The sequence below is a fragment of the Streptomyces fractus genome (assembly GCF_049844455.1).
Taxonomy (GTDB): Bacteria; Actinomycetota; Actinomycetes; order Streptomycetales; family Streptomycetaceae; genus Streptomyces; species Streptomyces fractus.
On record NZ_JBMYHI010000001.1, the window covers coordinates 430,402 to 454,740 of the forward strand.

The following is a 24,339-nucleotide window of genomic DNA, read 5'->3' on the forward strand; positions in this document are numbered from 1 at the left end:
TTCGTGCCGGGCAAGGAGCTGCACGAAGCCCGTGCTCATTCGCTGCCGCGGCTCGTGAGCAAAGCCCCCCATCGTCGGACCCTGACCAGGTGCGATGCACAGAGTGGCCAGTCGAAGCGTTCAGTCACACCGCCTCGACTGCCTACTGACCTTCTCGGGGTGATCTCCGTAGTGATCGGAGACCCAGGTGTCAACCATGATCCTCAGTTTTAGACGTCATCTCATTTGGCTGGTTCGGTAGTCTGCGGTTGTGGGAATCGTGAAGCGGTTGGTGCCTGAGGCGCCGAGCCGACCGCAGGGCGGTGGTCGGCGTCGGCACGGTGACCGGGAGGTACTGGCTGCAATCGTGTTCGTGGCCACGTCGGGCTGCACGTGGCAGCAGCTCCCGGCGGCCTCGTTCGGGCCGTCGGGAGCGACGGCCCACCGGCGCTTCGCGGAGTGGTCGAAGGCCCGGGTCTGGGCCAAGCTGCACCGCCTGGTCCTCGACGAGCTCGGCGCCCGCGGCGAGTTGGACTGGTCGCGGTGCGCCATCGACTCGGTGAACATGCGGGCCATGAAAAAGGGGACCTGACCGGCCCGAATCCTGTGGATCGAGGGAAGTACGGGTCGAAGATCCACTTGATCACGGAGAGAACCGGACTGCCCCTGTCCATCGGTATCTCCGGAGCCAACCTCCACGACAGCCAGGCACTCGAGCCGCTTGTGCGTGGCATCCCGCCCATCCGGTCCCGCCGCGGTCCCCGGCGGCGCCGCCCGGCCAAGCTGCATGCCGACAAGGCGTACGACAAGCGGGCGTTGCGTCGTTGGCTGCGCAGCAGGAACATCACGCCACGCATCGCCCGGAAGGGCATTGAGACCTCTCAGCGACTCGGACGCCACCGGTGGACCATCGAGCGCAGCATGTCCTGGCTCGCCGGATGCCGGCGACTCCACCGCCGATACGAACGCGAGGCCGACCACTTCCTCGCGTTCACCAGCATCGCCTGCACCCTCATCTGCTACCGCAGACTCACCAAATGAGATAACGTCTTATAACACAGAACTCAGCCGGGCCGAGTAGACGACATGGGTACGTGCCGGCGGCGGGTCAGGAATGCCGCCCACATAGCCTGCCGCACTGCAGGGTTCTCCTCCGGCAGCACAACCGCCACCACGTCGAGCTGGTCCATGGTGCGCGCGGCGATGATGGCGGGCAGACAATCCCCGCACGCATACATGCAGTCGGGGGTGATGACGGTGGCCCCGGGAATGTCGACGGCTCCCGGCTCAAGATGCCAGTAGCGGACCGGGGCGGTAATGCGGCAGAAGTCACACAGTTCCCCGATACTCACCTGCTCATGCCGTACGAGGATGCCCCGCTCGTCCTCGCTGAGATCACGGGCCTCGGGAAACCGGACAGTCATGCCGTCACCATGACCCACCAATGGGGCGGGGTGACAGAACGGCACGCCGCAATATCACCCGGCAGCAGGGACAGCCCCGAATGCCGTGCACGTCAGGTGAACCGGCCCCTCGGGCATTCCACCAGCCAGCCCTGCTCCCCTCCGCGATCCGGTTCTGAGGTTCCGCAGGGTGTGTTGCCCGCTCAGTCGGTAGTGAGCGCTCCGCGTAGTGCCTCGGCTGCATCGCGTGCCGGTGGACCGGCGGCCCACCACTGGCCGCGGTCCTTGCGATAGGGGTACCACCGTCCGTCGGGACCCCAACGCAGTTCGACGTCCTCGCCGTTGATGTGCAGACGGCCGCGAGTTCGGCGGATGCGGGGTGGTGCGGAGCGTCCGGCCAGTGCCCGCAGGAGCTGGTGGCGTGCGGCGGTCTCGGCCTCGCGGTCGGGTACGTGGGTGCCGTCCATGGCCGGGAGTGCCGAAGGGCCGCCGTGGCGCCAGGCGAGCGCGGCGCGGGCGAGGTTGGTGCGTGCAGTGTCGGAGCTGTTCAGAAGACGTCCGAACTGGTGCGGGTCGCTGTCGGCGGCGCGACGGACGGTGTCGTGCCAGGGGTCCGCGTCGAGCCACAGGCCAGGGGCGGGTGCGGTGGTGGCGGCTGCCTCGTCCGTGGTACCCGTTTCGCCGACTGGCGCCACCAGGTGTGTGTAAAGGGTGGCGGCACGGTGGGCAGTGTCGGCTGCGAGGAGGTGTAGCGGGGCCGGGTCGGGGGATTCCCCGATGGTGAACGGCACGGTCAGGGTGGGTATGTCTGCTGGGGCTTTCACGGGCGAGGGCAGGTTTGGTAGGCGTGCGGGGCCGGTCTTCGCCTTCCGGGCGCGGGCGAAGACCGGGCCCGCCGGTACGCCGACGGGCCGGGCCGTCCGTGCGGCAGCTTCGTCGGAGAGGGCCTGTTCCTGTACTCGCTGTGAGATACGGGTGGTGAGGTCCGCGCATACGCGCTCCAGGGGGCGGCCGCGCAGGGCGAGTAGGGCGTCGTGCCGGGCGTCCAGGGCGTGGGCGAAGGCGTAGGACAGGGCCGCGGCGTGTTTGCACGGATCGCCCCAGTCAGGACAGGAGCAGTGGTGGACGTACTCGTCGGGCGTCGGAGTGAGGAGTACTTCGGCGTCGATTGCGGTGTCGATTGCCAGGTCGCAGATCCGGCCGTCGCTCAGCTCGGCGAGCAGCTCCGGCCCTGCGGCGGCCCAGGCGTCCAGGAGTGACTCCCACATCGCGTCCGGGAGCTCGGGTACGCGGATCTCGCAGCGGTAGGGGCTGCGCTGGCTGCCCTTGACCCGGCCGGTCAGGGACCCGGCCCGTACGGCGATCTCGCCGACGGCTCCCTTGCGGGCCAGGGTGCGGGCGCGGGAGAGGCGGCCGTCGCGGCCCGAGGAACTGAAGCCGTCGGCGTACCCCACCCTTTGTCCGTCCGGGTCCTCCAGGGAGTCGGTCCACGACCGGCCCCACCACTGGTCCGCCAGTTCCCGCCGCCCGCATAGTGATCCCGTCGCGGGAAGTACGACAAGAGTTCCGGCCCTCGTGCGGCCACTCATCGGAGTGTCCCTTCTGGGCTGTGCAGGGAGACCAGGTCGGCCAACTCGTCGTCGTCCAGGTCGGTGAGGGCGGCCTCGCCCTGTCCGTCGAGTACGGCATCAGCCAGGTCGCGTTTGCCGGCGAGGAGCTGGGCGATGCGGTCCTCGACGGTGCCCTCGGTGACAAGACGGTGGACCTGGACGGGCTGGGTCTGGCCGATGCGGTAGGCGCGGTCGGTGGCCTGGTCCTCGACGGCCGGGTTCCACCAGCGGTCGTAGTGGATGACGTGTCCGGCGCGGGTGAGGTTGAGGCCGGTGCCCGCGGCCTTGAGGGAGAGCAGGAAGACGGTGGCCTGGCCGGCCTGGAAGGCGTCCACCATCTCCTCGCGCCGCGCGACGGGTGTACGGCCGTGCAGGTAAAGGCAGTCGATGCCACGTGCGGTCAGGTGCTCGCGCAGCAGCCGGGCCATCTGCGTGTACTGGGTGAACAGCAGGACCGAGCCGTCCTCGGCGCGGATCACGTCGAGGAGTTCGTCGAGCAGTTCCAGTTTGCCGCTACGTCCGGTCAGGTGGGCGCCTTCCGGCTCTTTGAGGTACTGGGCAGGGTGGTTGCAGATCTGTTTGAGGGCGGTGAGTAGCTTGAGGACGAGACCATGCCGGGCTATGCCCTTGGCCTGGCGGATCGCGACGAGGGACTCACGGACCTGTGCCTCATACAGGACGGTCTGCTCACGGCTGAGCAGGACTCGCTGGTCGGTCTCGGTCTTGGGTGGCAGCTCGGGGGCGATGCCCGGGTCGGACTTTCGGCGGCGCAGCACGAAGGGCCGGATGAGGCGGCCCAGGCGCTCGGCCGCCGCGGTGTCCTGTTCGGCCGCGGTGGAGCGTGCGGCGCGTTCGGCGGCCTTCCCGTAGCGGTCACGAAAGGTCTTCAGGGGGCCGAGCAAGCCGGGAGTGCACCAGTCGAGCAGCGCCCACAGTTCGGTGAGGTTGTTCTCCACCGGGGTGCCCGTCAGGGCGACACGCGCCTGGGAGGGCAGGGCCCGCAGGGCCTTCGCGGTGGCGCCCGCCGGATTCTTCACGTGCTGCGCCTCATCGGCGACGACGAGACCCCACGGCCCGGCCTTGGCCAGCTCTCCCAGGTCACGGCGCATGGTGCCGTACGTGGTCAGGACGATTTCGTCCGGGTTGAGCGCGTCCAGGTCGCGGCCGGGTCCGTGGTGGCGGCGCCAGGGTGTGCCGGGGGCGAACTTCTGGATCTCGCGGGCCCAGTTGCCGAGTAGTGAGGCCGGGCAGACCACCAGGGTCGGACCCGCCTGTCCATCCGCGTTCTCCTGGCGTCGCAGGTGGAGGGCGAGTGTGGTGACCGTCTTACCCAGGCCCATGTCGTCGGCGAGGCAGGCGCCGAGACCGAGGCCCGTCATCCGCTCCAGCCAGGCGAGCCCTCGCGCCTGATAGCTGCGCAGGACCGCCCGGAGAGCCTGGGGCGCGGCGGCCTCGGACGTCTCCGGCGCCGAGATCCGGTCCTGGAGCGATGCCAGCCAGCCCCCGGGCCGTACCGGTACGAGTGTCCCGTCCGAGTCCTCCACGCTGCCGGTGAGCGCGGCGCCCAGGGCCTCCAGGGGGCCCATCTCGCGGCGGGCGCGCCGCGCCTTGCGCAGCAGGTCGGCGTCGACGACGACCCACTCATCACGCAGCCGCACTAGCGGGCGCCGCGCCTGTGCGAGGTGGTCGAGTTCGGCTTGGGTGAGGGTGCGGTCACCGACGGCGAATTCCCAGCGGAAGGAGAGCAGCTGCTCGGACGAGAAGAACGCCGGCACCTCCTCGTCCCGCTCGGGCGCCCGATCCGGTTCGACGAGGGCCCACCCGGTCATCTCACGGGCCAGTTCCCTGGGCAGGTGTACGTCCACGCCGGTCACCGCGAGCGCCTGTGCGCCGCTGTCGAGGAGCGAGAGGAAGGTGTCGTCGTCCAGGGCGAGTTCGTCCGGCACCGGCCGTGTCACGAGGCGGGCCAGTGGCGGCCACGCCTGTGCGGCCCGGCCGAGCAGCTCGCGTACCTGGTCGGTTGCGCGCGGCCCGAAGCTGCCGGGGGTACGGAGCGAGCCGGCTGTGCCCGACCCTCCGGGTACACCAGCGAACACCTCGGCCGCGTCCGCGAGCAGCAGCGGATCGGACAACGCGTGGACCTGCACCACGGCCCGTACCGCATCGGCATCAAAGAATGAGCCGTCGTCGGATTCGCCATACGGCGCGTCCTCCTGCGGCTCTTCGCCGTAAGGTTCTTCGCTGTCAGCCTCACGCTGGCTGCCCGGCAGTTCGATCCGCAGCGAGAGGCGTACTCCCGCATCCCGGCCGTTCGCCACCTGGGCCGCCCAGGCTCGCAGCTCGGGCAGGTGCTGCGGCTCGCGCGCGGCGAACGGCTCCATGCCCGCCGCGACGGCCGCTGCTGCGGTCCGTGGTAGAAGGTCGGCGACCGCGTCCATGTATGCCCGCACCCGCTCGTACGGATCGGGGATCAGTACTGGTCCCTTGCCCGCGCCCGGCTCCGGCGACAGCGCGACGGCGTAGCCGGCGGGGGCCATCGCGTCGACCAGATCCCGGACCCATGCCGCGTCCTGCTCCGCGTACGGGCCCAGCCGCCAGGCATCGTGCCCCTGCGCGCTCAGCCCCGGCAGTAGCAGCCCCCGGCCCACCATATGCAGGGCATACAGCGCGGCGTGACGCCATGCCCTGACCGTGACGGTGTACCCGGCATCTGCGCCGTCGGACGAGCCGTCCGCCGTGAGCAGCCACGGCAGGATCTCGGCGACCGGCCGCACCACGGCGGGCACGGTCCGCCGCCGCGCACCGCGCCCGTGCGCCACCGCGATGTCGAAGTCCCTGACGGGAAGGCCCTCCGGGAACCGTCCGCCGCCGGCCGCGTGGAACGCGACGTGCCCTTCCCGGGCCGGATCGTCGGGAACGAACACCGCTGTGCACCTGCTCAGAGCAGCCCACTGCCGGGCACCGAGGGGCGCGGCCGCGTCCTCGGCCGGCGCCACGGGCACTCCTTCCGCCGTGTCCCCCCGGGCCTGCGCGACGATCCGCCCCGTCACCCCGGATGTGCGAGCCGCCGGAGCGTGTTCCGTGACGGCGGCGGGGGCGGGAATCTCACGACCGTCCGCGTTGAGGTAACACTCGTCGGTCTCGGTGCCGTCATCGTCCACGGTCACCACCCGATAGACGGTCGCCATGGCGCCTTGCTCCTCACCTGTCCGGACATCGGTTACGCGGGCTGTCACAACTGGATACAGGACCGGGCCGGATCAGCTGTTCAGCCTAGCGAAACCCGGCAGGCCCTCTTGACAAAGGTCGGGTAGCCCGGGGCATCTCAGCCCCGGGCTCGCACAGATCCGTAGGTGACACTCTCGCGTCATACGGCTCTTGTCGTTCTTGTCGTCTGACGGCCGGTTTCACCCAGACCCAGTGCGCGAAGTACTTCGGCTGCCGAGCGAGGTCGAGAAGACCGGGTCGCATCCGGACTCGGCGAGCGCGTCGAGCTGAACTCTGGAGCTCCTGGTGGGCGGCTTTTCTGGCACTTGCCCTTACGGCTGATGACAGCGTTCTAGGTTGTGCGAACGAAGATCAGGGGCAAATCGGGCGCAGTCCGGTGGGGGTCCGGTCTCTCTCGGAACTACTCATTTCTGAGAGAGACCGGCACGGCACATGCGGAGGCCCACTCTCGCGCGGCCGCCTTCGTCGACATCCGTCGCGAAATTCGTTGTCCAGTGCCCGGCTCCCAAGCGGCCTGTACGGCAGCGCGCTGCGCCTCCCCGACAGGCACCGCGCCGGTGGCTGCGGACATTGCCCAGCACATCGTCGATGCAGGGCCCGGCAGGAGGGTGCGCACGGACGACGGCGAGCGGTACACAACGACGGAGCGGGCCTGGTCGTTGAAGCGCCGGCCTGGGCGGCACGGCACGGTGATGCGGATCCGCTGACCACGCCAAGTCCTCGCGGGTCGCTATTGGTTGAGGTCCACGAACGGCGTGCTGAGGTTGTCGTAGACGGCCGGGGTGATGGTGGCGACGAGGGCGCCGTCCGGGCGGTCCAGGGTGGGGCGTACGGAGTGGGCAGCAGCCGCGATCCCGTAAGGCATGCCTCGGCGGTACAGGTCGGCGACCGCGTGGGCGGTCGCATAGTCGGCGTCCAGGGTGTGCAGGACATCGAGGATGCCGAGGTAGCCGACGAGGCCGGCTCGTTCACGCTCGGCTTCCAGGGCACACGCGATCGGCACCCACAACCGCACGGTGGAGTCGCCGGCGGCGACATGGATGAGCCCGGAGACCTGCTTGTGGCAGCCGAGAGCCAGGAGCGTGGGAGTGTCCAGGACGTAGTGCTCGATGATCACGCCACCGTGCCCCGGAAGTTGACCTGATGGGCGCTCTGCGCCTGGCGCATCCGCTCGCGCAGCGCCGTGGCCTCGTCCTCGCTGATTTGGTGGCCGAACTCCTCGGCGAGGAAGACATCCGTGCGCGCGGCCCGGTCCTGCAGCTGCGCCGGGGTGAGGGCGGTCGCGGCGAACTCTTCGATTAGCGCCCGCATCGTCATGTTCCTGGCCTCGGCCAGGGCGGCGAGCTTGTCCCGTGTCTCTGCACCGATCTTCAGCGTCGTATCCACGCAACAAGTATACCGGAAAGAATACCCCGGTGTGGAGGCGCGCCGCCGGCGGCTTCGTCCTGTCGCGCAGGATAAAGCGACCCCCAAAAGTCGTTTTATCCTCATATGCCACCCTTGATTGGAATGATGGGGTAAGACGACCTCTCCGGGATTTCTTCGCGGGCGGCCGTCGCACACCGGCCCCGGCCTGGTTCGTAGCAGTAAGAGTCACGTAACGAGTGAAGGAGTACTCCATGACCAGCGGTCAGCACACGATCATCGCCCCCGTCCGGGACCTCGCTGCCGCCAAGGCCGTCTATACGAAGCTGCTCGGTGTCGAGCCGTCCTCGGACGAGGCCTACTACGTGGGCTACGACGTGGCGGGACAGCACTTCGGCCTGAATCCGAACGGGCACCAGCAGGGCATGACCGGTCCGGTGGGCTACTGGACGGTCGACGACATCCAGGGGACCGTCAAGTCCCTGGTCGAGTCCGGCGCCGAGGTCGTCCAGGACGTCACGGAGGTCGGCCCCGGCCGACGGATCGCATCCCTGAAGGACGTGGACGGGAACGTCTTCGGCGTGCTCCAGGACGGCTGACCGGCACGACCCGGGCCGCCTGGGGCACCCGTGTTCGTCACCCTGGACTCGCTCCCCAGGATCGAGGAGGTCCAGCACTCCGTCTTCCCCGCACCCGTCTTCGATCTCGCGGTCGTGGACGAGGTGCCTGACCTTCAACTGGCCTCGCCGGGCGGTGTTTCCCTGCGGACGAGTCCACCCTGCGGTGGAAGGGGCGTGGCGAAATCCTCGCGTCACGTCCCTTCGGTCAGTCGCTGGCTCAGTCGAACTCCGGCATGTCGCCCACTGGCGACGTCACGTCGATGACCTTGAATACCGCGCCCTGCGGGTCCTGGAGCGTCGCGATGCGGCCGAACGGTGAGTCTGACGGCGCCCAGATCACCTTGCCATCCAGACTCTTCGCCTTCTCGACGGCCTCGTCGGTGTTCGCCACTGAGAAGCAGACGTTGATGTGCGAGGGGACCTCGGCTGGGGAGTCGTTCGCGGGCATCGCCATCCGGCCCATCGCCGGCATCTCTTGGCCGGGGAGGCTCCAGACCGCGTAGTCCATATCCGGGTTCGCCTTGTCCCGCATCTTCTTCGCCTCGAAGCCAAAGACAGCGGGGAAGAACGCGTCTGACTTGGCGGCATCGCGGGTGTTGACCTCCGCCCAACAGAACATGCCGGGTGCGGGCGGCCCGGTCGGGGGCTCCCAGCCCCTGTGGCTGCCGCCCTGCCACAGACCGAAGGCGACCCCCGCGGGGTCGGAGGCGATCGCCATGGTGCCGAACGGGCCGACAGCCATCGGGCCCATCATCACCTGACCACCGGCCGCCGTGATCTTCCCGGCCGTGGCGGACGCGTCAGGGGCTGCAAAGTACAGCGTCCAGGCCGCGGGCACGTCTTCCATGCCCGGCATCTTCGGTGACAGACCGGCGGCGGGATGCCCGCCGGCCTGGGCCTGGGTGTAGTTCCCGAACTCCTCGCCGCCGGACTCGCCGAAGGTCCAGCCGAGGACGTCCCCGTAGAACGCCTTGGCCTTCTCAAGGTCATCGAACATCGCGTCCGCCCAGATGGGCGTCCCCCCGGTCACTGCGGTCATGCGATTTGCCTCCGATACGAGTAAAGGTCCCTTCTGAGCAGTATGTCCTATGTTCTTCCTGGCTGACGCACTTGTGCGACATCCCGTGAGTTCACCCGAGCCCCGCTGATTCTCTGGGCTCGTGGCCAGCGGGTTCTTCCTCCTTCGTGTGCTCTGTCGGCTTGTGACGTAACTTCGGGATTCTTGAAGCGTTCTCATCTCGTCCGACCGATTCGCAGTCGGGCCGAAGGTGAGGAGGCTCGGGGTGGCGGCGCTGGCGGTCGTACGGGACCTGCGTGAGCACCGGGCGCCCGCGTTGGCTGAGGAGCTGGAGCGGTTCGAGACCGATGTGCTGTCCGGGTTCGTCCTCGCACGGGCCTCCGCAGGGCTGGCGGACGGCACCATCCGCGGGGACGTCGGTCACCTGGATCAGATCAGGACATGGTTCGGCCGGCCTTTGTGGGACATGGAGCCTGCCGACGCGGACGTGTACTTCGGGAAGGTGCTGCGGCACTCGCCCAGCGGTACCCGGCTGAGCCGGTCGCAGGCGCTGAGCACGTACTTCATGTTCCTGGAGCTGCGGCACAAGGTCGAGCTGCACCGGATGACCGGCCGGGTGGTCGAGTGCCCGATCGACGAAATGAACCGGCCGCGCGGGGCCAAGGACGCCCAGCTGCGGATCCCACCGAGCGAGCCCGAGATCGGGACGCTGTTCACGGGCCGGGGGAGGCGAGCTGGCCACCTGCCGGAAGTTCGCCCCCACCGCCCGGAACTACACCGCTTCGAAGCTGATGTCCCAGGCCGGCCTGCGGGTGAGCGAGGCATGCGGCCTCGACCTGGACGACATCAAGTGGGACCTGGGCCGCTTCGGCGAACTCCACGTCCGCCACGGCAAGGGCGCCCGCGGCTCGGGTCCACGCGAGCGAATGGTCCCGCTGATCAACGGTGCCGACCGGACACTGCGGTGGTTCATCGAGGACGTGTGGGGCCAGTTCGACGACGATCACACTCGCCCTGGTGCCCCGCTGTTCCCCTCTGAGCGCAAGAACACCAATGGCTCCGCCCGCCGGGTCGGCGACGACGCCCTGCGCAACGGGCTCGACAACGCAGTCCAGGCTCATCTACCGACCTGGACGGACAGGTTGACACCGCACGTCCTGCGGCATTTCTGCGCGTCCCAACTCTACGGAAACGGGCTGGACTTGCTCGCAATTCGGGAGGTCTTAGGACATTCCTGGATCGCCACGACCATGCGATATATCCACGTGCAGCAGACCCGGGTCGAGGACGCCTGGGCCGCCGGGATGGAACGGGCCGCGAAGCGGCTGGAAGGACTGGCCCGATGAGGTGGAACCTGCGGCTGACCGCCGCGAACAAGGGTGTCTGGAGGCGTCCGAGCTCCAGCGGAGCCTGGCCGAGCACGGCCTGGTGATCTCGGCCGGCAAGATGTCCGGGCTGTGGTCCGGCCAGCCGGTCTCGCTCAAGCTGGAGGACCTGGACGTCATCTGCGTGGCCCTCGGCTGCGAGATCGGAGACCTGCTGATCCACGAACCGGAGAAGGTCAGCCGACCTCGCCAGGCAGAGGAGACGGAACGGGCCGCCGTCGGTGCGGGAACCGCCGCACCGAGGGTGATCCCCAAGCGCCGGGACGGCCGGTCGCTGCCGCCGGAGTGATCCGGTGGCACGGTTCCCGAAGGGCTACGTCAAGCCCACCGACTCCTGCGACAGCTGCCTGGCCTGGGGAAACTTCAGCGGCCGCCTCTGCCCCACCTGCTACATGTTCGGCCGCGGCCACGACGCGGCCGCATGCATCGGCTGCCGCCGTGTCCAGCCGCTGAAGTGGAACTACTGCCGCCTGTGCTGGTGCCAGGCCCACCTCAGCGCGAAGGACGTCGTCGGCCAGCCAACGGACGAGACGGACGTGCGGAACCGGCTCACCGTCGTCCTACACCACCAGCTGTTCTTCGTCGGGATGCACTACCGCAGAAGACCGACCCGCGCGGCTCGGACGCGCGGAGGACGGCGGGGAGCCCCGCGCAAGCCGCCTCCTGCACCGGCCTGGCGCCCGGATCCTGGCTGGCGGCAGCTACCTCTGTTCGCCCAGATCCCCCGTGACTACAACCGGCTCGCCCTGGCCGACGCCGACCTGACCAGCCCGTGGCTGGCCTGGGAAAAGCACCTCGCCCACCGGCTCGCCGAGACCACGGTCAGGATCCTCGATCGCAACCCCGACACCGCGATCCGTGTCGGCACGCGTCCGTGGGTGGAGTTCCGTGCAGACGATCCGGCCACCGTACTGCGCGCCGCAGCGGACTACCTCGAAGCATCCGCCAGCGCGCCCGGAGGCCCGTACGATCTGGTCTCGTTCGACGTCGAGCTCGACGGCGAGAAGCTGGAGTGGGTGGCGACCCTCTACATCGACCCGCCCCGCGAGGGCGCTTAGAGCATTGTCACCGGTGCCGCCGTGGCGCCGGGGCCGAGATGGTGGCGCCTGTCCTCGTCGTCGACGATGACGGGCGGGCAGGCCGGGCACGAGGCGAGCGCGGGGCCGTTCCATCGCCAGCCGTTCTCCCACAGGCCCCGATGATCCCGGCCCTCGGGAATCGGGGCCGTGGTCTTGCACTGGGCGCAGGTGACGTGGGCGGGTTTGTCAGGCATGCGGGCCAGGTTATCGGCCGGGTCAGTCGCCGTTGGCCTTGAGGTATTCCAGGGTGTCGGCATGGGTGACCATGAGCTCGTCGAGGAGCTCGTCGGCGCTGACCTTGCCTTCACGGTTGTCGGTGAAGGTGATGTTCACGCTGCAGCCCATGGCGCTCGCGAGGCGTTCCAGCAGGGGCAGGGTGGGCACGTCGGTGCCCTTCTCGATACGGGAGATCGCCGCTTGTCCGGTGCCGATGGTGGTGGCGAGCTGGTCCTGTGTCAGGCCGCGCCGGGTGCGCCATTCGCGCACGAGGTCGCCGGTGCTCACGGCTGTTCCTTGTACCGGGGGATCACCGAGGTGTCGATTTTGAACTGACCGACGGGCACACTCTCGCCGAAGGTGTAGTGCCGACGGTTCTCCCACCCGCCGCTCGCGGTCGGCTCCCAGTAGTGCACGCACGTGCCGTCGCGGGGGTCCACGATCAGGTAGTGCGGGATCCGCATGAACGCGTAGTCGCGGACCTTGTCCAGGTAGTCGTTGTCCGGGTTCGACCGGGAGACGACCTCGATGATCAACCGGCACGCGACAGGGTCGAGGCGGTCGGTGTCGGTGGACGGGGCGTCGGTATCGGCGACGGCGATGTCGGGCACGCGCAGCACGCCCCGGCCGAGGTCCTCGGTGTCGACTTCCTGGAAGACCTCGACGTCGTCGCCTGCCTGCTCCATGAGCTGGCGGACGATCTTGGAGCTGATGCGCTGGTGGTGGTGGCGCGGGCTCATCATCATGACGAGTTTGCTGTCGGCGATCTCGGGCCAGAACATGCCGTTCTCGCGCTGCGCGTCGGCGAAGGTGTCGCGGTAGTCGCGCAGGTGCCGGTAGACCTCGTCCTGAGCGGTCGACCTTACCGGTGTCTCGGTCATACCCCCACCGTACATGACCATTTCGTCATGTGCCGGGTGCGGAACTGTCTCACTGTGAGACACATTCACCGCCCGCCCGCCCAGTCCTGCCCGGTCCCCGTGCGCGCGGCCCGGCCCGGTGGTCAAGGGATGTGAAGGACCATGAGGAATACAGCGATGATGAAGGCGAGCGCTTCGACGCGGAAGAGCGGATCGCGGTCCAGGACCATCAGCTGGGTACGCATCGCGTTCGACCCCGCCACCACGTGCCGCCCGGTGGTCGCCGACCACCACAGGCCCGGCCCCCAGCGCCGCCCGGGGACCGCCGGGAACGCCGACACCGGCGGCAACTCCTCGAACGCCACGGTCATGGCGGCATCCGCCCACCGCTGCTGGACCGCCTGCCCCACCGGGTCGAGGAACACCGCCTCGAACCCGCTCCCACCATCCGCGGCCACACGCCCTGCCCGGCCCCCGGACCGTGCTGCTCCTGCGTTGCTCACCTGCGTCAGCCAAGGCGCCTCGATGTCACACTTATGAGTGAAGCCGCTTTCGGGACTCGCGCTCCGTGTCCCGGCCACTGCGGCCTCGGGATAGAACTGCAAAAGCCAGCGGCACACATCCATTCAACCGGACACGTGGGCCCCTGGCCGAGAGCCTGCCGCGCGCCGAACGCGACACGGCTCGTCCAGGAGCACTGGCCGACAGACGGCTCCCATTACGTCTGGCGGCCGGCCGGTCCTGGCCGGAGTGGTTTACGTCCCATCTGCGGCGATTAGGTGAGGCGGAAACCATCACCCGGGGCACCGTTACAGCCCAGACGGCGCCCCGGGCCCCGGCGTCCTCCGACAAGACCATGTACCTGCTCGCCGTGGTCGACCCGGTCGACGACACCTACCGGCGTCTGATGAACCGGCAGCTCACCGTGCAGGAGTCCCGCCACCGGCTCGCCCGGGCGATCTGCCACGGCGGCCGCGGGTAGATCCGTCAGGCGTGCTGGGAGGGCCAGGAAGATCAGATGGCCGTGCTCGGCCTGGTCACGGGCGCTTTGGAGTGCGACGGGGGAGTAGCAGCGGTCCGGATCGGTGCCGGGGACGGACTCGGCGGCCTCGACCACCACGGACCGCCGGGCCTGGTAGAGGGTGAGCGGGGCCCACATCTCTTGCTCGAGACCGGCCTGATCACCCGAGCGAAGGTTCCGTCCGGCCATGATCGAGTGACGGCGCGGGGGGGGGGGGGGGGGGGGGCTCTATGTCCTTGGTCAAGCTGTGCGTGGGGTTCGGGGTTCGTAGTAGGTGCCGTCGCGGAGCATCGCGAAGAGCACGTTGATGTGTTGTCGGGCGAGGCGGAGGAGGGCTTGGGTGTGGGTCTTTCCTCTGGCCCGGCAATTGTCGTAGTAGGTGCGGGAGGCGGGGTCGTGCAGGGCGGCGAACGCGGAGAGGAACATGGCGCGTTTGAGGACGCGGTTGCCGCCCCTGGGTGCGTGTTCGCCGTGGATCGAGGTGCCCGACGTCTTCGTGGTCGGGGCGAGGCCGGCGTAGGAGGCGAGGTGTCCTGCGGTGGGGAAGCTGGTGCCGTCGCCGACGGTGACCAGCAAGGTGGCGGCGGTCCTGACCGCGACTCCCGGGATCGAGGTCAGGACCTGGGAAAGACATCTCACGGCTTGAAGCCGTCAAGCGGAAACGGCTTGGGGTAAGGGGGTGAAGGCATGTTGTTCGTCGAACGGAATGTTCTGCTGGAGGCAGTGATAGAGCTGGCCGAGCATGCGGTTGAAAAGGTTGCGCTGCGCCGATGCGTGCCAGTCGCCGTGCTCACGTCGGCGCCGGTAGTGCGCCTGAGCGCCGGGCGAGGCGGTGATCGCGGCGAACGCCCACAGGTAGCCCGCGTGGATGAGTCGGTCATTCTTGACGAACCGGCGGCCGACGTGGCGCTTCTTGCCAGAGGCCCGGGTGACCGGGGCCGATCCGGCGTATGACTTCAAGGCCCGTGCGTCGGCGAACCGGCTGCGGTCGTCGCCGACTTCGGCCAGGACCCGGGCGCCGAGGAGTGAGCCCAGCCCAGGGAAACTGGTGATCACCTCAGCGTCCGGGTGCTGGTGGAAAGACGCCTCGACCGCCTCGGCGAGGTCGTCTGCGGCCTGTGCCGCTGCGTCGAGCTGCCCGAGCAGGGCCAGCATCTGCCGTCCGAGGGCCTCTTCCACCAGGGGTGACTGATGGGCGTACTCGGCCCGGAAAATTGTCTGGAGGCGCTGGGTCTCGGCGGTGGTATATCGCCGACGGCCGGCCCGCTTGAGGGCGGCCTGAATCTGTGTCTTGGTCAGCCTAGCGGCGGCAGTCGGGGTGGGAGCCAGAGCCAGGACGGCGCGGGCCTCCGGGTGGGCCAGGCCACGTTTGCGGCCGGTGGCGAACGCGGCGAGGGCCGCCGGGTAATACTCGCGCAGCAGCGAGCGCAGCTGGTTGGCGTGCTGCTGGCGGCTCCAGACGGCATCCTGCTGGGCGCGGGCCAACACGGCGATGGAACGCGCGAGTTCGCTGTCGGCGGGCAGTGGCCGATGCATGTGCAGGTCGGTGCGCAAGATGTTGGCCAGCACCAGGGCGTCGCCGGGGTCAGACTTCTTGCGCGAGACGCTGTGCCGGTCGCGGTAGCGGGCGGCGGCGAGCGGGTTGATCGCGAAGACCTGCCGCTTGACAGTGCGCAGCACCGCAACCAGCAGGCCGCGGGAGGTCTCGATCGCCACGGGTATCGGTGTGTCAGGGCTGTCTCCGTGCTCGGTGAGCAGATCCAGCAGTTGTTGGTAGCCGGCCGTGTCGTCGGTGATGCGGGTCTTGGCGAGCACCGAGCCCAAGTCGTCGATCAGGGCGACGTCGTGGTGGGTTTCGGCCCAGTCGATCCCGCAGAACACGTTCATGTTCATGCCTTTCGTCCGGTCGTTCGCGCTGGTGGCGAGCGCAAGCGGGTCACGCGGCTCCCTAATGCCAGGACTCCTCGGTCCGCCATCTCACTAGCCGTTCGTGACACCAGCGCACCGCACGGGCCCCGTTCTTGCCCAGAGCTCACCGGCTCGCGGGGAAAGGCAAGAGGTCACCGTGCGGCGGGCTCGCACCACGATGTTCAACGCGTACCGCCGGCCGGGAAGTTTCGCGGCGGCCGGAGAGCACCGGGAGCTCCCGGTCTTTCCATAGGCATCACAGTGCCGCAGAGGGTTCGGAGTCACCCCGGTGCCCACCGCACCGCCACGAAGCTCACCACCGGAACAGAGTCGCTCTTCTTTGAGACCCCACAGGTCACGGAGACAAGGGCACCCAGTCCCAACTGTCAGACTGCACTCGCTTCTCTAGGCGGGTGCGGACCTTCACACCGCATTAGAGGGTGTGCCTCCAGCAGGGTGCTGATCTGCGCTTCTGTGGCCCGGCGTTGTTCGTGGACGGTGCCGAGCGAGCGGGCCAGGGAGGGGATGACGATGTCGAGGGTGCCGGTGCCTGGAACGACGACGGTCTGTTCGTCGAGTGCGTCGAAGACGTCGTCGATCAGCCGCGTCGCCATGCGGGGGGCCTTCGGGCGGATTGCCTCGACGAGTTTGCGGCGTCCGGCTTTGCGCAGGGCGGCGGGCGATCCGTAGCGTTCCAGCAGCCAGGTGATGGCCTGGTGGTCCAGACGCGGTCCGAGGACGCGTTCCAGGCTGGGGTGGAACTGGGTGAGCAGGCCGCGGATGCGGTTGCTGGTGCGGGTGGCCTCGGCGGCGAGGTCCTGGTCGAAGCCGACCAGGACGGTCAGTTCGGCGGTGATCTCGTCGGTCAGCTGAAGCGAGCGCAGGGTATGCGGCATGGTGCGGGCGGCGTCCGCGATGACCGCGGCGTCACGGGCGTCGGTCTTCGCCTCACCCGGATACAGATCAGCGATCCGCCGCATCGCCAGGCCGGGCAGGTAAGCGACCTTGCAGTCCGTGTCCCGGGCGACGGTCAACGGGAGGGCGCCGATCGAGGCGGGCTGGTCCACCACGACGAGGACGGTGCCGAACTTGGCCTTCAGTTTCTCGAAGACCTGCCGCAGCTTCGGTTCGGTGTTGGGGAGTTGCTTGTCGAAGACCTTCTTGCCGGCCGGGGTGAGGCCGTGGCCGTGGTGAGTGCTCTTGCCGACATCCAGGCCCAGGAGGACGCCTGTCTCGTCGTAGTCCATCAAGCCGTCCTCCCGAACGGGATTGTGCGGTGCTGGCCTGGGCGTTGGCGTCGTGCGCGCATCCACGTTATGCAGGCCTACCGCCTTCGAGGTGCCGGGCGTTGCGCTCGGCGGGACGGTGGCCGGGTCTCTCATCAGCGTCTCCAACGGCGCCTCTCGGGCCCGGTGGCACCACCCCCCAGGTCATCGGTTCGACAGGGGGGACACAGTCATGCCGGGCCCGGAGGCCAGCGGCCCTCTTGCAGGACCGCGAAGACCATAACGGGGGGCGGCAGACATCGGTCAGAGTGGTGACCAGCCGGTAGGAGCCGGTGAACAGGGTTCCGTTGGTGCAGGTAACCGTGATCTCAGCTTCGATGACGAGGACCTTGACGGTGCCGATTGTCCCCGTACTGATCTGAATGCTCCACCAAGTACAGAGTTATGTGCACCGCTCAGGCGACGTCGGTGTCCCACTCGATGGCCTGGAGCCGGTTCTTGAGGCGGTAGCTGTTGCCGTTGATCGAGACGACGTCGCAGTGGTGCAGGAGGCGGTCGAGGATGGCGGTGGCGAGGACCTCGTCTCCGAAGATCTGGCCCCACTCGCTGAAGGTTTTGTTCGAGGTCAGGATGATCGAGCCCTTCTCGTAACGCTTGGAGATCACCTGGAAGACCAGGTTCGCCTCAGCGCGCTCGAGGGGCTGATAGCCCACTTCATCGACTACGAGGACGCTGGGCCGCAGGTAGGTGGCGAGCTTGCTGGTCAGCCGCCCGGCCGCCTCGGCGGCCTTGAGGTGGCGGACCATGTCGTCGAGGCTGGTGAAGTAGATCGAGTAGCCGGCCCGGCAGGCCGCGACCGCCAGCGCGACGGCGATATGCGTCTTGCCGACCCCGGGCGGGCCCAGCAGAGCGGCGTTGGCCTTGGCCTCGACGAAGGACAAGGTGGCGAGGTCCTTGACCTTGCGCGGGTCGAGCTCGGACTGGAAGGAGAAGTCGTACTCGTCCAGCGTCTTGTGGTGCGGCAGCTTCGAGAGCCGCAGGCCGTTGCGGAAGCGGCGGTCGTCACGGACCGCCAGCTCCTCGGAGAGGACCAGGTCGAGGAAGTCGAGGTAGCCGAGCTTGCCCTCGTCGGCCCGGCGGATGTATTCGTTGATGTTCTCCACCAGGTGAGGCAGGCCGAGCTTGCCAGCCGTGCTGCGGATGCGGTTGCCGGTCAGCTCGCTCAAGACGACTCCCTGGTGGACGAGTTGGGGGTGAAGGGCCGGGTCCCGGTCAGCTCGTCATAGACCGACAGCGGACGGCGTGAGACCTCGATCTGGGTGGCCGCAGACCGGTTCAACAGGGCCTGCAGCGAGCCGACTTGACCGACGGAGGTGGGTTCACGACGCGGCGGCGGGGGTCCGTCGCCGGTGGTGGTGCGACGGTTCTTGCCGGTGGGCAGGCCGTCCCAGTGCTCGTCGGCTTTGACGATGGCACCGCGGCCGACCGCCCGCGCATGGGTGGACAACAAGGCCTCCCTGCTGGCGTCGGGAACGGTCGCATGCAGCATGACCTGGGACTTCGTGGCTCGGATCTCGACGAGCTGGCGGGGTCGGACCTTGCGGGCGGGCACCGAGTAGAGGTTCCCGTCGAAGGCAACCAGGCAGTCCTTGCCGACCGGCCGTAGATACCGAGCGGTCACCAAGTACGGGGTCGGCGGCAGCGGCCTGAGGGCCGCGTGATCGCGGGCGGCCCGGATGCCGATGACTTCTCGGTGCGTCTTGTGGATCTGATCCCGCCGCTGCGGCACCCAGGCGGTGAACGCGGCATCCATCTCCTCGATCGAGGAGAATGCCCGACCGGACAGGACGTGATCGCGGACGATCAAAACTTGCCGCTCGACGCGGCCCTTCCCCTGGGGTCGGTAGGCGGCCAGGACGTCGATGTCGAAGTCGTAGTGCCCGGCGAAGCCGACCGCCTCCGGATGCAGAGGGACAGCCTCGCCCGGGGCGACGTGGCGGCGCACGACGGTCTTGGTCCGGTCGTAGACGATCGTCATCGGCACCCCGCCGAAGTGCGCGAAGGCCCGGCGGTGGCACTCGAAGAAGGCCTGCAGGTCCTGACTCGTGGTGAAGCAGCAGAACGGGTCGCGCGAGTACGACAGCACCATGTGGAACGAGTAAACCTTGCCGATGCCCATGTGGGCGAGGATCTTGCCCTCATCACCCCAGTCGACCTGGGCCTGAGCCCCGGGGATGACTTCGAAGCGGCGGTGCAGCCCGCCAACTCCTTTGGAGTGATGCCGAGTTCCTCGGCGACCCTTGGCCGGGCCTGCTGAACGTAGAGCTTGACCCGCTGGTAGTTGCCGGTGAACCCGTACTCCGCGGCCAGCCGCTCGTGGATCACTGACGCCTTCATCAGGATCTCGGCCCGCAACATCGAGTCGACCAGCGGCGCGAACTCGTCGATCACTCTAGGCACCAGCTTGCCCAACGCTGAGCGGCGCGGAGGCGTCGAAGGCTCGGCCAGATACTTGCGGACCGTCTTGCGGTCCAGCCCCGTCTCCCGGGCGATTTCCGACAAGCTCATCGCCCCGGACTCCAACAACCCGCGAAAACGCCGTAGTTCGGACCACCGGCGTGGATCCAGGACCACCGCCGACCACCCCCTGCCGCAGCACACCGACTACGCAGCAGAGTGCCCACCGGACCTTCTCAACACATCAGAAACTGGCCGCGTTCGCCCGTACGTGGGTGGGGACGTTCAGGGCCCTGGCAAGATTTTCGTGAAGCCGGGGTGTGCCACCGTGCGCCGGTGACGCTCCGTCACGGGTAGCGGGAGTGTCGGCGAGTGTGATGACCTCGTACGAGTCGTGTCTCCGCATCTGGATGTGGTGCGGGTGGAACGGGTGTGGGCGGCGGGCGGTGCGGTCCGTATCGCCGCTCGGACCCGCGAGTTGAGGGCGGCGTGTCCGGACTGCGGTCACGGATCGGCGCGGGTGCACAGCCGGTATTCCCGGACGCTGGCCGACGTCGCTGTCGGCGGCCGCCCGGTGCTGATCGGTCTGTCGGTGCGGCGTCTGTTCTGCGACAGTCCGAACTGCGGACGACGGACCTTTGCCGAGCAGGTCGAGGGGCTGACGGTGCGATACCAGCGCCGCAGCCCGCCCCTGCAGCAACTCGTGGAGATGGCCGGGGTGTTACTCGCCGGCCGCGGCGGCGCCCGGCTCCTGCACATCCTGAAGGTGCCGCTGTCACGGACGAGCGTGCTGCTTCACCTCATGCGCATGCCGTTGCCACCGGTCGCGACACCGCGGGTGCTGGGCGTCGACGATTTTGCGCTGTACGCGGACGTCTACGGCACGCTGCTGGTAGATGCCGACACGCGGCTACCCATCGCGTTGTGGGCCGGACGCGACGCCGAACAGCTCGCCGCCTGGCTGCACACGCATGTCGGCGTCGAGGTGGCGTGCCGCGACGGCTCGCTCACTTACCGGCAGGGCATCACCGACGGAGCCCCGGCCGCGGTTCAGGTCAGTGACCGTTTTCATCTCTGGCAGGGACTGTCGAAATGGGTGTCGGACATCGCCGCCGCCCACCGCGCCTGCCTGCCCGCCGCAGTACCTGAACCAGAACCGGCCACAGCTCCAACGCCGTTGACGGACCGTCCCGAGGCAGCCGACACTCCCGCTCGCCGCCATGCCCAGCGACTGTTCGAGGCGGTGCACGTGGTCTCCGGCTCCGGCCGCTCGCTCAGCGCAATCGCTCGCGAGCTGGGGCTGAACCGGCGCACCGTGGCCAAGTACGCACGTGCGGCCACCTGGCAGGAGTGCGTACGGCGCACCCCGCCTCGCCGGTCCACGAGCCTCGACCCGTATCTGGAGTATCTGCACCGACGCTGGGAGGAGGGCGAGCACACCGCGACGGTGCTGCACCAGGAGATCGTCGCCAAGGGCTACTTGGGCCACTACCAGCGGGTCAAAATGGCCATCGCACCGCTGCGTCTCGGGCTGCCGGTCGACACACCGCGCGAGCGGCCGCCCTCACCCCGCCAGGTCGCCCGCTGGATCACCACCACACCGACCCGGCGCGGCCTGCACGCTACCGAGGCACTCCGACGGCTGCTGGAGCACTGCCTGGAGCGCGCCCATGCCCTGGTACGGCAGTTCGCCGCCATGCTCGATGCCCGTGATGCTGCCCCACTGCCGGACTGGCTCGACCAACTCGAAGCCTCTCGCTTGCCGGCAATGGCCGGACTGGCGAGAGCCCTCCGTGAGGACCAGCGCGCGGTCGAGCAGGGGATCACCACAGTGTTCAACTCGGGCGTGAACGAGGGCCGGATCACGGATCTGAAGCTCCAGAAAAGGATCATGGCGGGCCGCGCGGGGGTTCCGCTCCTCCGTCAACGCGTCATTCTCATGGCCCACCTCCGACGCCGCTACCTGTGACGGAGCGTCACCGGCGCACGGTGGCACACCCCGGCTTCACGAAAATCTTGCCAGGGCCACGTTCAGGTGTACGCCGACAATCCCCGAGACCACGCGCCACGACGACTCGCACCGCCACTCTCACCCAGGCTGTGAACCGCAAGCGGCCCGGCGCCCGAGGACGGGGCCGGGCCGATGGTGGTGCAGGGTCAGTTGTGGTTCTCCTCGATGTTGAGGGCCGTGCCGTTGACGAGGTCGGCGACGACCTCGATGCCCTTGCGGGAGGCCGCGTCGAACTGTGGCTGCGTGCAGATGGCGTGTGCGCTCGCGCTGCCGCAGATCAGTCCGCTGCCGAGGAAGGTCGTGAGGCGGTGGAGCCCGAAGAAGACCTTTACGCCGTCGCTGTTCGTCACGTAGTAGCTGTTCCGGCTCTCCTTACCGAGCTTGCCCCACACCTTGCCGGTCGTGGCGCCGCTGCCGACGTTCGCGTCATCGGTGATGTTGACCGCGAGGCCGTTCACCACCTTCACCACGGCGCTGAGGGGCTTGTTCTTGGCGGCGTTCTCCAACTGCTCCCCGGAGCACTTCGTGGCCTGCCCCTCGGGCTGGCCACAGATGTCACCGCGGCCCTCGATCCCGGTGGTGCCCGAGACGTTGAAGGCCTGGCTGGAGACAGTGAACTTGCCGGGCGCGAGGTACTTGACGACGCCGAGGTAGGTGCGGCTGACGCCATTGCCGCTCGCGACGGAGGCGCCGGCGGCCGGGGCCGTGCTGTCGTCACCGGACGAGCCCTCGGCGGCCTTGGCGCCGGTGGCGTTGCCGCGGTCATTGCTGCTGGCAGTGTCGTTCTTGGCCGCGGAGTCCGAAGCGGCGGCGGACGCCCCGGAGCCGCCGGCGCTGTCGGCGTTCTCCTGGCAGGCCGTCAGCATCGTGGTCAAGGCCAGCAGAGCAGTGGCGGCGAGTACCGTGTTGCGGCGGTGACTGCGGAGCATGTGCATGTCCCCCATGACGAAGTATCGGAAGCGGTGAAGGACCGGTCGCTGACCGGCTGATCGTTGCGCTTGGTCGCCAACGACCCTGCCGAACCCGACGCGTCCTGCGAAAGGACGGTTACAGGGCCATGACAGGTTCACCGCAGCCCGGCGACACATGACGCATGGCTGTGCCACACACCTCCGATGAGTACGCCACGCCAGGTCGCAGCAGCGCACGAGCGCGAAACAGCAGCGCCAACACGCACCAACGGTGGCGAAGCCGCCGAACGCGTCGAAGAGCTGCGCTGCCACTACATGAACGCCAGCAACGAGACGGTCGCCCGCGCTATGGAGGGCGAACCGGACGCCGCCTGGGACGCGTACGACAAGGCGCGCACCGGCCCCTACATCCGCCCCAACATCTGGAGCATGGTCACCGCCCGCCAACACACGACCCGGACCACCACCCCCGAGGCTCCGAGTACGAAGCCGCACAAGATCGCCTCACCGCCCCGGGAACGCGCCTTCCTCAAAGCCTCCCGCAACACCAGGGATCAGGACCCGCAGACACCAGGAATTCCCGCCCACAACCTCACGAGCAATGACGGGCGGCTCGTCACCGAGCGAGAAACCACGGCCACACTCGAACCCTGGAACAAGGCCAACCCGAACGACCAAAAGGAAGTCAACACCGAATTTCCTTGATGGAATGAGTGGTTGGATGGACTTCCTGAAGTTCAACACAGGACACGACGGATTCCGCGTGCACTAACCCGGCCCACCCATAAGCCCCCCCGCCGCGCCCGATAGCGCGGCAGGCGCAGCGGCTCCGCTGCGCCACTGAGGGGTTTTCATCCAGACCTGGCAGTGAGGTGAAGGGCGAGGACGGCCTTCACGATCGCGGTGATGCGGTTGGTGCCGCAGCGCAGCTTCCGAAGTAGGCGCCAGCCCTTGAGAGCCGCCATGGCCTGCTCTCCGACGCAGCGGATCTTGGCGTGGGTGGTGTTGTGACGCCGCTGCCACTGCTTGAGCCGACGCTCCCTGAACGGGGCCCGCACGTTGCGGCCGCGCCCTGATACGCCTTATCCGCCCAGCATTTGAGGTCCGCTTCGACGAGGGCGTCGATGATGCCGTGTTCGCGGGCCGCCGTCAGGTCGTGCGTCGCACCGGACAGCGCGTTCGAAGCCCACAGCAGCCGGCCGCGCGGATCGATCAGCACCTGTACGTTCATGCCGTGGTGCCGCTTCTTCCCAGAGTAGGAGGGGCGGTCGGCGGCGATCCGGTCGATCGGCAGCACCGTGCCGTCCAGGACCACGTACGCCTTCGAGCGAGTCGCCACCATCGCTTCGTTGAGCGTCGGCGCGAGCACGGCCAGGACGTCGATCGCCTCGCGGACGTAGCGGTACACGGTGGCGAGCCCGATACCGAACCCTGCCGCGAACTGGGCGTAGGTGTCACCACACCGCAGATGCGCCAGAGTGAGCAGGGCCTGACGGCCTGCGGTCAGCCACCTCCACCGCGTACCGATCTCCTGCCTGCGGGAGGCGAGTTGCCCGGCCAGATGCCGCAGAGAGTGCGGGTGGACAGATCGATCGCCGACGGATAGACAAGCAAGAGAGGCTCCTGGTGGGACACGGTGAATCTTGGTCGAGCACCGTCTACCAGGAGCTTCTTCATGTTGCGGGACCGGCCAACTATCGGACCTCACTGACAGGTTGGAAGAGGCTCACTGGCCTACGCCCGGAGATTTCGTGATGTGATTACGCAGGGAATTCGACAGAACTTAAGGTGGTGCCCTGTTCGAAAACAGTGGAGAGTACGGGGATACGGGACATGGTTTTTTTTTTTTGAGCTCATTGAGCTCGTAGATTGACCTCATTTCATCCTGATCTCATCCTCTGATCCGTAGATTGGTGACTGGTGGGTGCAGCCATGTCGGTGCCTCAGGTGGTTGGAGCCCTGTAGGAGCCGGTCAACTGGTCAACATCGTTGCCCAGTGTTTTTTTTTTTTTTTTTTTTTGGGGGGGGGGGGGGGGGTTTTT

At 68.1% G+C, this 24,339-nt stretch carries 19 protein-coding genes and 6 pseudogenes; 8 read left to right on the plus strand and 17 right to left on the minus strand.

The window, feature by feature from the left end; all coding sequences use genetic code 11:
* The first annotated feature begins 250 nt into the window (after nucleotides 1-250).
* Nucleotides 251-1,020, plus strand: a protein-coding gene (locus ACP4E5_RS02040; protein WP_425824923.1) for an IS5 family transposase whose coding sequence is annotated in 2 segments (ribosomal slippage) — nucleotides 251-569 and nucleotides 569-1,020 — 771 coding nt in all. Because the reading frame shifts where the segments join, the coding sequence is not laid out codon by codon here.
* A gap of 23 nt (nucleotides 1,021-1,043) precedes the next feature.
* Here the strand turns inward: ACP4E5_RS02040 and ACP4E5_RS02045 are convergent.
* From ACP4E5_RS02045 to ACP4E5_RS02065, 5 genes are all read right to left on the minus strand, one after another.
* Nucleotides 1,044-1,403, minus strand: coding sequence for a hypothetical protein (locus ACP4E5_RS02045; RefSeq protein ID WP_425824924.1), 360 nt, complete (start codon nucleotides 1,401-1,403; stop codon nucleotides 1,044-1,046).
* 182 nt (nucleotides 1,404-1,585) lie between these two features.
* The gene (locus ACP4E5_RS02050) at nucleotides 1,586-2,971 is read right to left on the minus strand and encodes an SWIM zinc finger family protein (protein WP_425824925.1); all 1,386 of its coding nucleotides are present in this window, start codon (nucleotides 2,969-2,971) and stop codon (nucleotides 1,586-1,588) included.
* The gene (locus ACP4E5_RS02055) at nucleotides 2,968-6,180 is read right to left on the minus strand and encodes a DEAD/DEAH box helicase (RefSeq protein ID WP_425824926.1); all 3,213 of its coding nucleotides are present in this window, start codon (nucleotides 6,178-6,180) and stop codon (nucleotides 2,968-2,970) included. Before ACP4E5_RS02055 ends, ACP4E5_RS02050 begins: the two co-directional genes overlap by 4 nt.
* Nucleotides 6,181-6,950: 770 nt before the next feature.
* On the minus strand, nucleotides 6,951-7,337 hold the full coding sequence (locus ACP4E5_RS02060; RefSeq protein ID WP_425824927.1) for a PIN domain-containing protein: 387 nt from the start codon (nucleotides 7,335-7,337) through the stop codon (nucleotides 6,951-6,953).
* On the minus strand, nucleotides 7,334-7,606 hold the full coding sequence (locus tag ACP4E5_RS02065; RefSeq protein ID WP_425824928.1) for a hypothetical protein: 273 nt from the start codon (nucleotides 7,604-7,606) through the stop codon (nucleotides 7,334-7,336). The genes ACP4E5_RS02060 and ACP4E5_RS02065 overlap by 4 nt, the downstream gene beginning before the upstream one ends.
* Nucleotides 7,607-7,839: 233 nt before the next feature.
* Between ACP4E5_RS02065 and ACP4E5_RS02070 the strand changes: the two genes are divergently transcribed.
* Complete coding sequence (locus tag ACP4E5_RS02070; RefSeq protein WP_425824929.1) at nucleotides 7,840-8,184, plus strand: VOC family protein; 345 nt, start codon at nucleotides 7,840-7,842, stop codon at nucleotides 8,182-8,184.
* A 238-nt stretch (nucleotides 8,185-8,422) separates the two neighbouring features.
* Here the strand turns inward: ACP4E5_RS02070 and ACP4E5_RS02075 are convergent, their stop codons facing one another.
* Complete coding sequence (locus ACP4E5_RS02075) at nucleotides 8,423-9,244, minus strand: VOC family protein (RefSeq protein ID WP_425824930.1); 822 nt, start codon at nucleotides 9,242-9,244, stop codon at nucleotides 8,423-8,425.
* A gap of 770 nt (nucleotides 9,245-10,014) precedes the next feature.
* Here ACP4E5_RS02075 and ACP4E5_RS02080 point away from each other — a divergent pair.
* From ACP4E5_RS02080 to ACP4E5_RS02090, 3 genes and pseudogenes are all read left to right on the plus strand, one after another.
* A complete protein-coding gene (locus ACP4E5_RS02080) occupies nucleotides 10,015-10,569 on the plus strand; it encodes a tyrosine-type recombinase/integrase (RefSeq protein ID WP_425824931.1) in 555 nt (184 codons plus the stop codon).
* Nucleotides 10,566-10,897 (plus strand): annotated as a pseudogene (locus ACP4E5_RS02085) (helix-turn-helix domain-containing protein). Before ACP4E5_RS02080 ends, ACP4E5_RS02085 begins: the two are co-directional and overlap by 4 nt.
* Before the next feature lie 4 nt (nucleotides 10,898-10,901).
* Complete coding sequence (locus ACP4E5_RS02090) at nucleotides 10,902-11,666, plus strand: hypothetical protein (protein ID WP_425824932.1); 765 nt, start codon at nucleotides 10,902-10,904, stop codon at nucleotides 11,664-11,666.
* Here ACP4E5_RS02090 and ACP4E5_RS02095 read toward each other — a convergent pair.
* From ACP4E5_RS02095 to ACP4E5_RS02110, 4 genes and pseudogenes are all read right to left on the minus strand, one after another.
* A complete protein-coding gene (locus ACP4E5_RS02095; RefSeq protein ID WP_425824933.1) occupies nucleotides 11,663-11,881 on the minus strand; it encodes a hypothetical protein in 219 nt (72 codons plus the stop codon). The two genes, ACP4E5_RS02090 and ACP4E5_RS02095, sit on opposite strands and share 4 nt — an antisense overlap.
* Nucleotides 11,882-11,903: 22 nt before the next feature.
* Nucleotides 11,904-12,191: a helix-turn-helix domain-containing protein gene (locus ACP4E5_RS02100; protein WP_425824934.1), complete on the minus strand. Its 288-nt coding sequence runs from the start codon at nucleotides 12,189-12,191 to the stop codon at nucleotides 11,904-11,906.
* Nucleotides 12,188-12,784 carry a Uma2 family endonuclease gene (locus ACP4E5_RS02105; RefSeq protein ID WP_425824935.1) on the minus strand — a complete coding sequence of 199 codons (597 nt, stop codon included), beginning with the start codon at nucleotides 12,782-12,784 and terminating at the stop codon, nucleotides 12,188-12,190. The genes ACP4E5_RS02100 and ACP4E5_RS02105 overlap by 4 nt, the downstream gene beginning before the upstream one ends.
* A 188-nt stretch (nucleotides 12,785-12,972) precedes the next feature.
* Nucleotides 12,973-13,134 (minus strand): annotated as a pseudogene (locus ACP4E5_RS02110) (TnsA-like heteromeric transposase endonuclease subunit); the annotation flags it as partial.
* 479 nt (nucleotides 13,135-13,613) lie between these two features.
* Between ACP4E5_RS02110 and ACP4E5_RS02115 the strand changes: the two are divergent.
* Nucleotides 13,614-13,814, plus strand: a pseudogene (locus ACP4E5_RS02115) (Tn3 family transposase); the annotation flags it as partial.
* 210 nt (nucleotides 13,815-14,024) lie between these two features.
* Here ACP4E5_RS02115 and ACP4E5_RS02120 read toward each other — a convergent pair.
* The 5 genes and pseudogenes from ACP4E5_RS02120 to istA all read right to left on the minus strand — a co-directional run.
* Nucleotides 14,025-14,414: pseudogene (locus ACP4E5_RS02120) on the minus strand (transposase); the annotation flags it as partial.
* A 21-nt stretch (nucleotides 14,415-14,435) separates the two neighbouring features.
* Nucleotides 14,436-15,671, minus strand: a complete 1,236-nt coding sequence (locus ACP4E5_RS02125) for an IS110 family RNA-guided transposase (RefSeq protein WP_425824954.1) — start codon at nucleotides 15,669-15,671, stop codon at nucleotides 14,436-14,438.
* Nucleotides 15,672-16,126: 455 nt separating this feature from the next.
* Nucleotides 16,127-16,939, minus strand: a pseudogene (locus tag ACP4E5_RS02130) (IS110 family transposase); the annotation flags it as partial.
* A gap of 434 nt (nucleotides 16,940-17,373) precedes the next feature.
* On the minus strand, nucleotides 17,374-18,144 hold the full coding sequence (istB, locus tag ACP4E5_RS02135) for an IS21-like element helper ATPase IstB (protein WP_425824936.1): 771 nt from the start codon (nucleotides 18,142-18,144) through the stop codon (nucleotides 17,374-17,376).
* Complete coding sequence (gene istA, locus ACP4E5_RS02140; protein ID WP_483030239.1) at nucleotides 18,141-19,175, minus strand: IS21 family transposase; 1,035 nt, start codon at nucleotides 19,173-19,175, stop codon at nucleotides 18,141-18,143. Before istA ends, istB begins: the two co-directional genes overlap by 4 nt.
* 594 nt (nucleotides 19,176-19,769) lie before the next feature.
* Here istA and ACP4E5_RS02145 point away from each other — a divergent pair.
* On the plus strand, nucleotides 19,770-21,344 hold the full coding sequence (locus ACP4E5_RS02145; protein WP_425824937.1) for an ISL3 family transposase: 1,575 nt from the start codon (nucleotides 19,770-19,772) through the stop codon (nucleotides 21,342-21,344).
* A gap of 188 nt (nucleotides 21,345-21,532) precedes the next feature.
* Here the strand turns inward: ACP4E5_RS02145 and ACP4E5_RS02150 are convergent, their stop codons facing one another.
* On the minus strand, nucleotides 21,533-22,315 hold the full coding sequence (locus tag ACP4E5_RS02150; protein ID WP_425824938.1) for a hypothetical protein: 783 nt from the start codon (nucleotides 22,313-22,315) through the stop codon (nucleotides 21,533-21,535).
* Nucleotides 22,316-22,501: 186 nt separating this feature from the next.
* Here ACP4E5_RS02150 and ACP4E5_RS02155 point away from each other — a divergent pair, with 186 nt between their 5' ends.
* A complete protein-coding gene (locus ACP4E5_RS02155; RefSeq protein WP_425824939.1) occupies nucleotides 22,502-23,002 on the plus strand; it encodes a hypothetical protein in 501 nt (166 codons plus the stop codon).
* A gap of 146 nt (nucleotides 23,003-23,148) precedes the next feature.
* On the opposite strand, the pseudogene ACP4E5_RS02160 reads toward ACP4E5_RS02155, so the two are convergent.
* Nucleotides 23,149-23,911, minus strand: a pseudogene (locus ACP4E5_RS02160) (transposase family protein).
* Nucleotides 23,912-24,339: the final 428 nt, after the last annotated feature.

What these genes read in the sequence shown, in the direction of transcription:
- ACP4E5_RS02045 (WP_425824924.1), bottom strand. Translation starts at nt 1,403, where the DNA reads ATGACTGTCCGGTTTCCCGAGGCCCGTGATCTCAGCGAGGACGAGCGG.
- ACP4E5_RS02150 (WP_425824938.1), bottom strand. Translation starts at nt 22,315, where the DNA reads ATGCTCCGCAGTCACCGCCGCAACACGGTACTCGCCGCCACTGCTCTG.
- ACP4E5_RS02050 (WP_425824925.1), bottom strand. Translation starts at nt 2,971, where the DNA reads ATGAGTGGCCGCACGAGGGCCGGAACTCTTGTCGTACTTCCCGCGACG.
- ACP4E5_RS02105 (WP_425824935.1), bottom strand. Translation starts at nt 12,784, where the DNA reads ATGACCGAGACACCGGTAAGGTCGACCGCTCAGGACGAGGTCTACCGG.
- ACP4E5_RS02080 (WP_425824931.1), top strand. Translation starts at nt 10,015, where the DNA reads ATGTCCCAGGCCGGCCTGCGGGTGAGCGAGGCATGCGGCCTCGACCTG.
- ACP4E5_RS02155 (WP_425824939.1), top strand. Translation starts at nt 22,502, where the DNA reads ATGAGTACGCCACGCCAGGTCGCAGCAGCGCACGAGCGCGAAACAGCA.
- ACP4E5_RS02075 (WP_425824930.1), bottom strand. Translation starts at nt 9,244, where the DNA reads ATGACCGCAGTGACCGGGGGGACGCCCATCTGGGCGGACGCGATGTTC.
- ACP4E5_RS02095 (WP_425824933.1), bottom strand. Translation starts at nt 11,881, where the DNA reads ATGCCTGACAAACCCGCCCACGTCACCTGCGCCCAGTGCAAGACCACG.
- ACP4E5_RS02055 (WP_425824926.1), bottom strand. Translation starts at nt 6,180, where the DNA reads ATGGCGACCGTCTATCGGGTGGTGACCGTGGACGATGACGGCACCGAG.
- ACP4E5_RS02070 (WP_425824929.1), top strand. Translation starts at nt 7,840, where the DNA reads ATGACCAGCGGTCAGCACACGATCATCGCCCCCGTCCGGGACCTCGCT.
- ACP4E5_RS02125 (WP_425824954.1), bottom strand. Translation starts at nt 15,671, where the DNA reads ATGAACGTGTTCTGCGGGATCGACTGGGCCGAAACCCACCACGACGTC.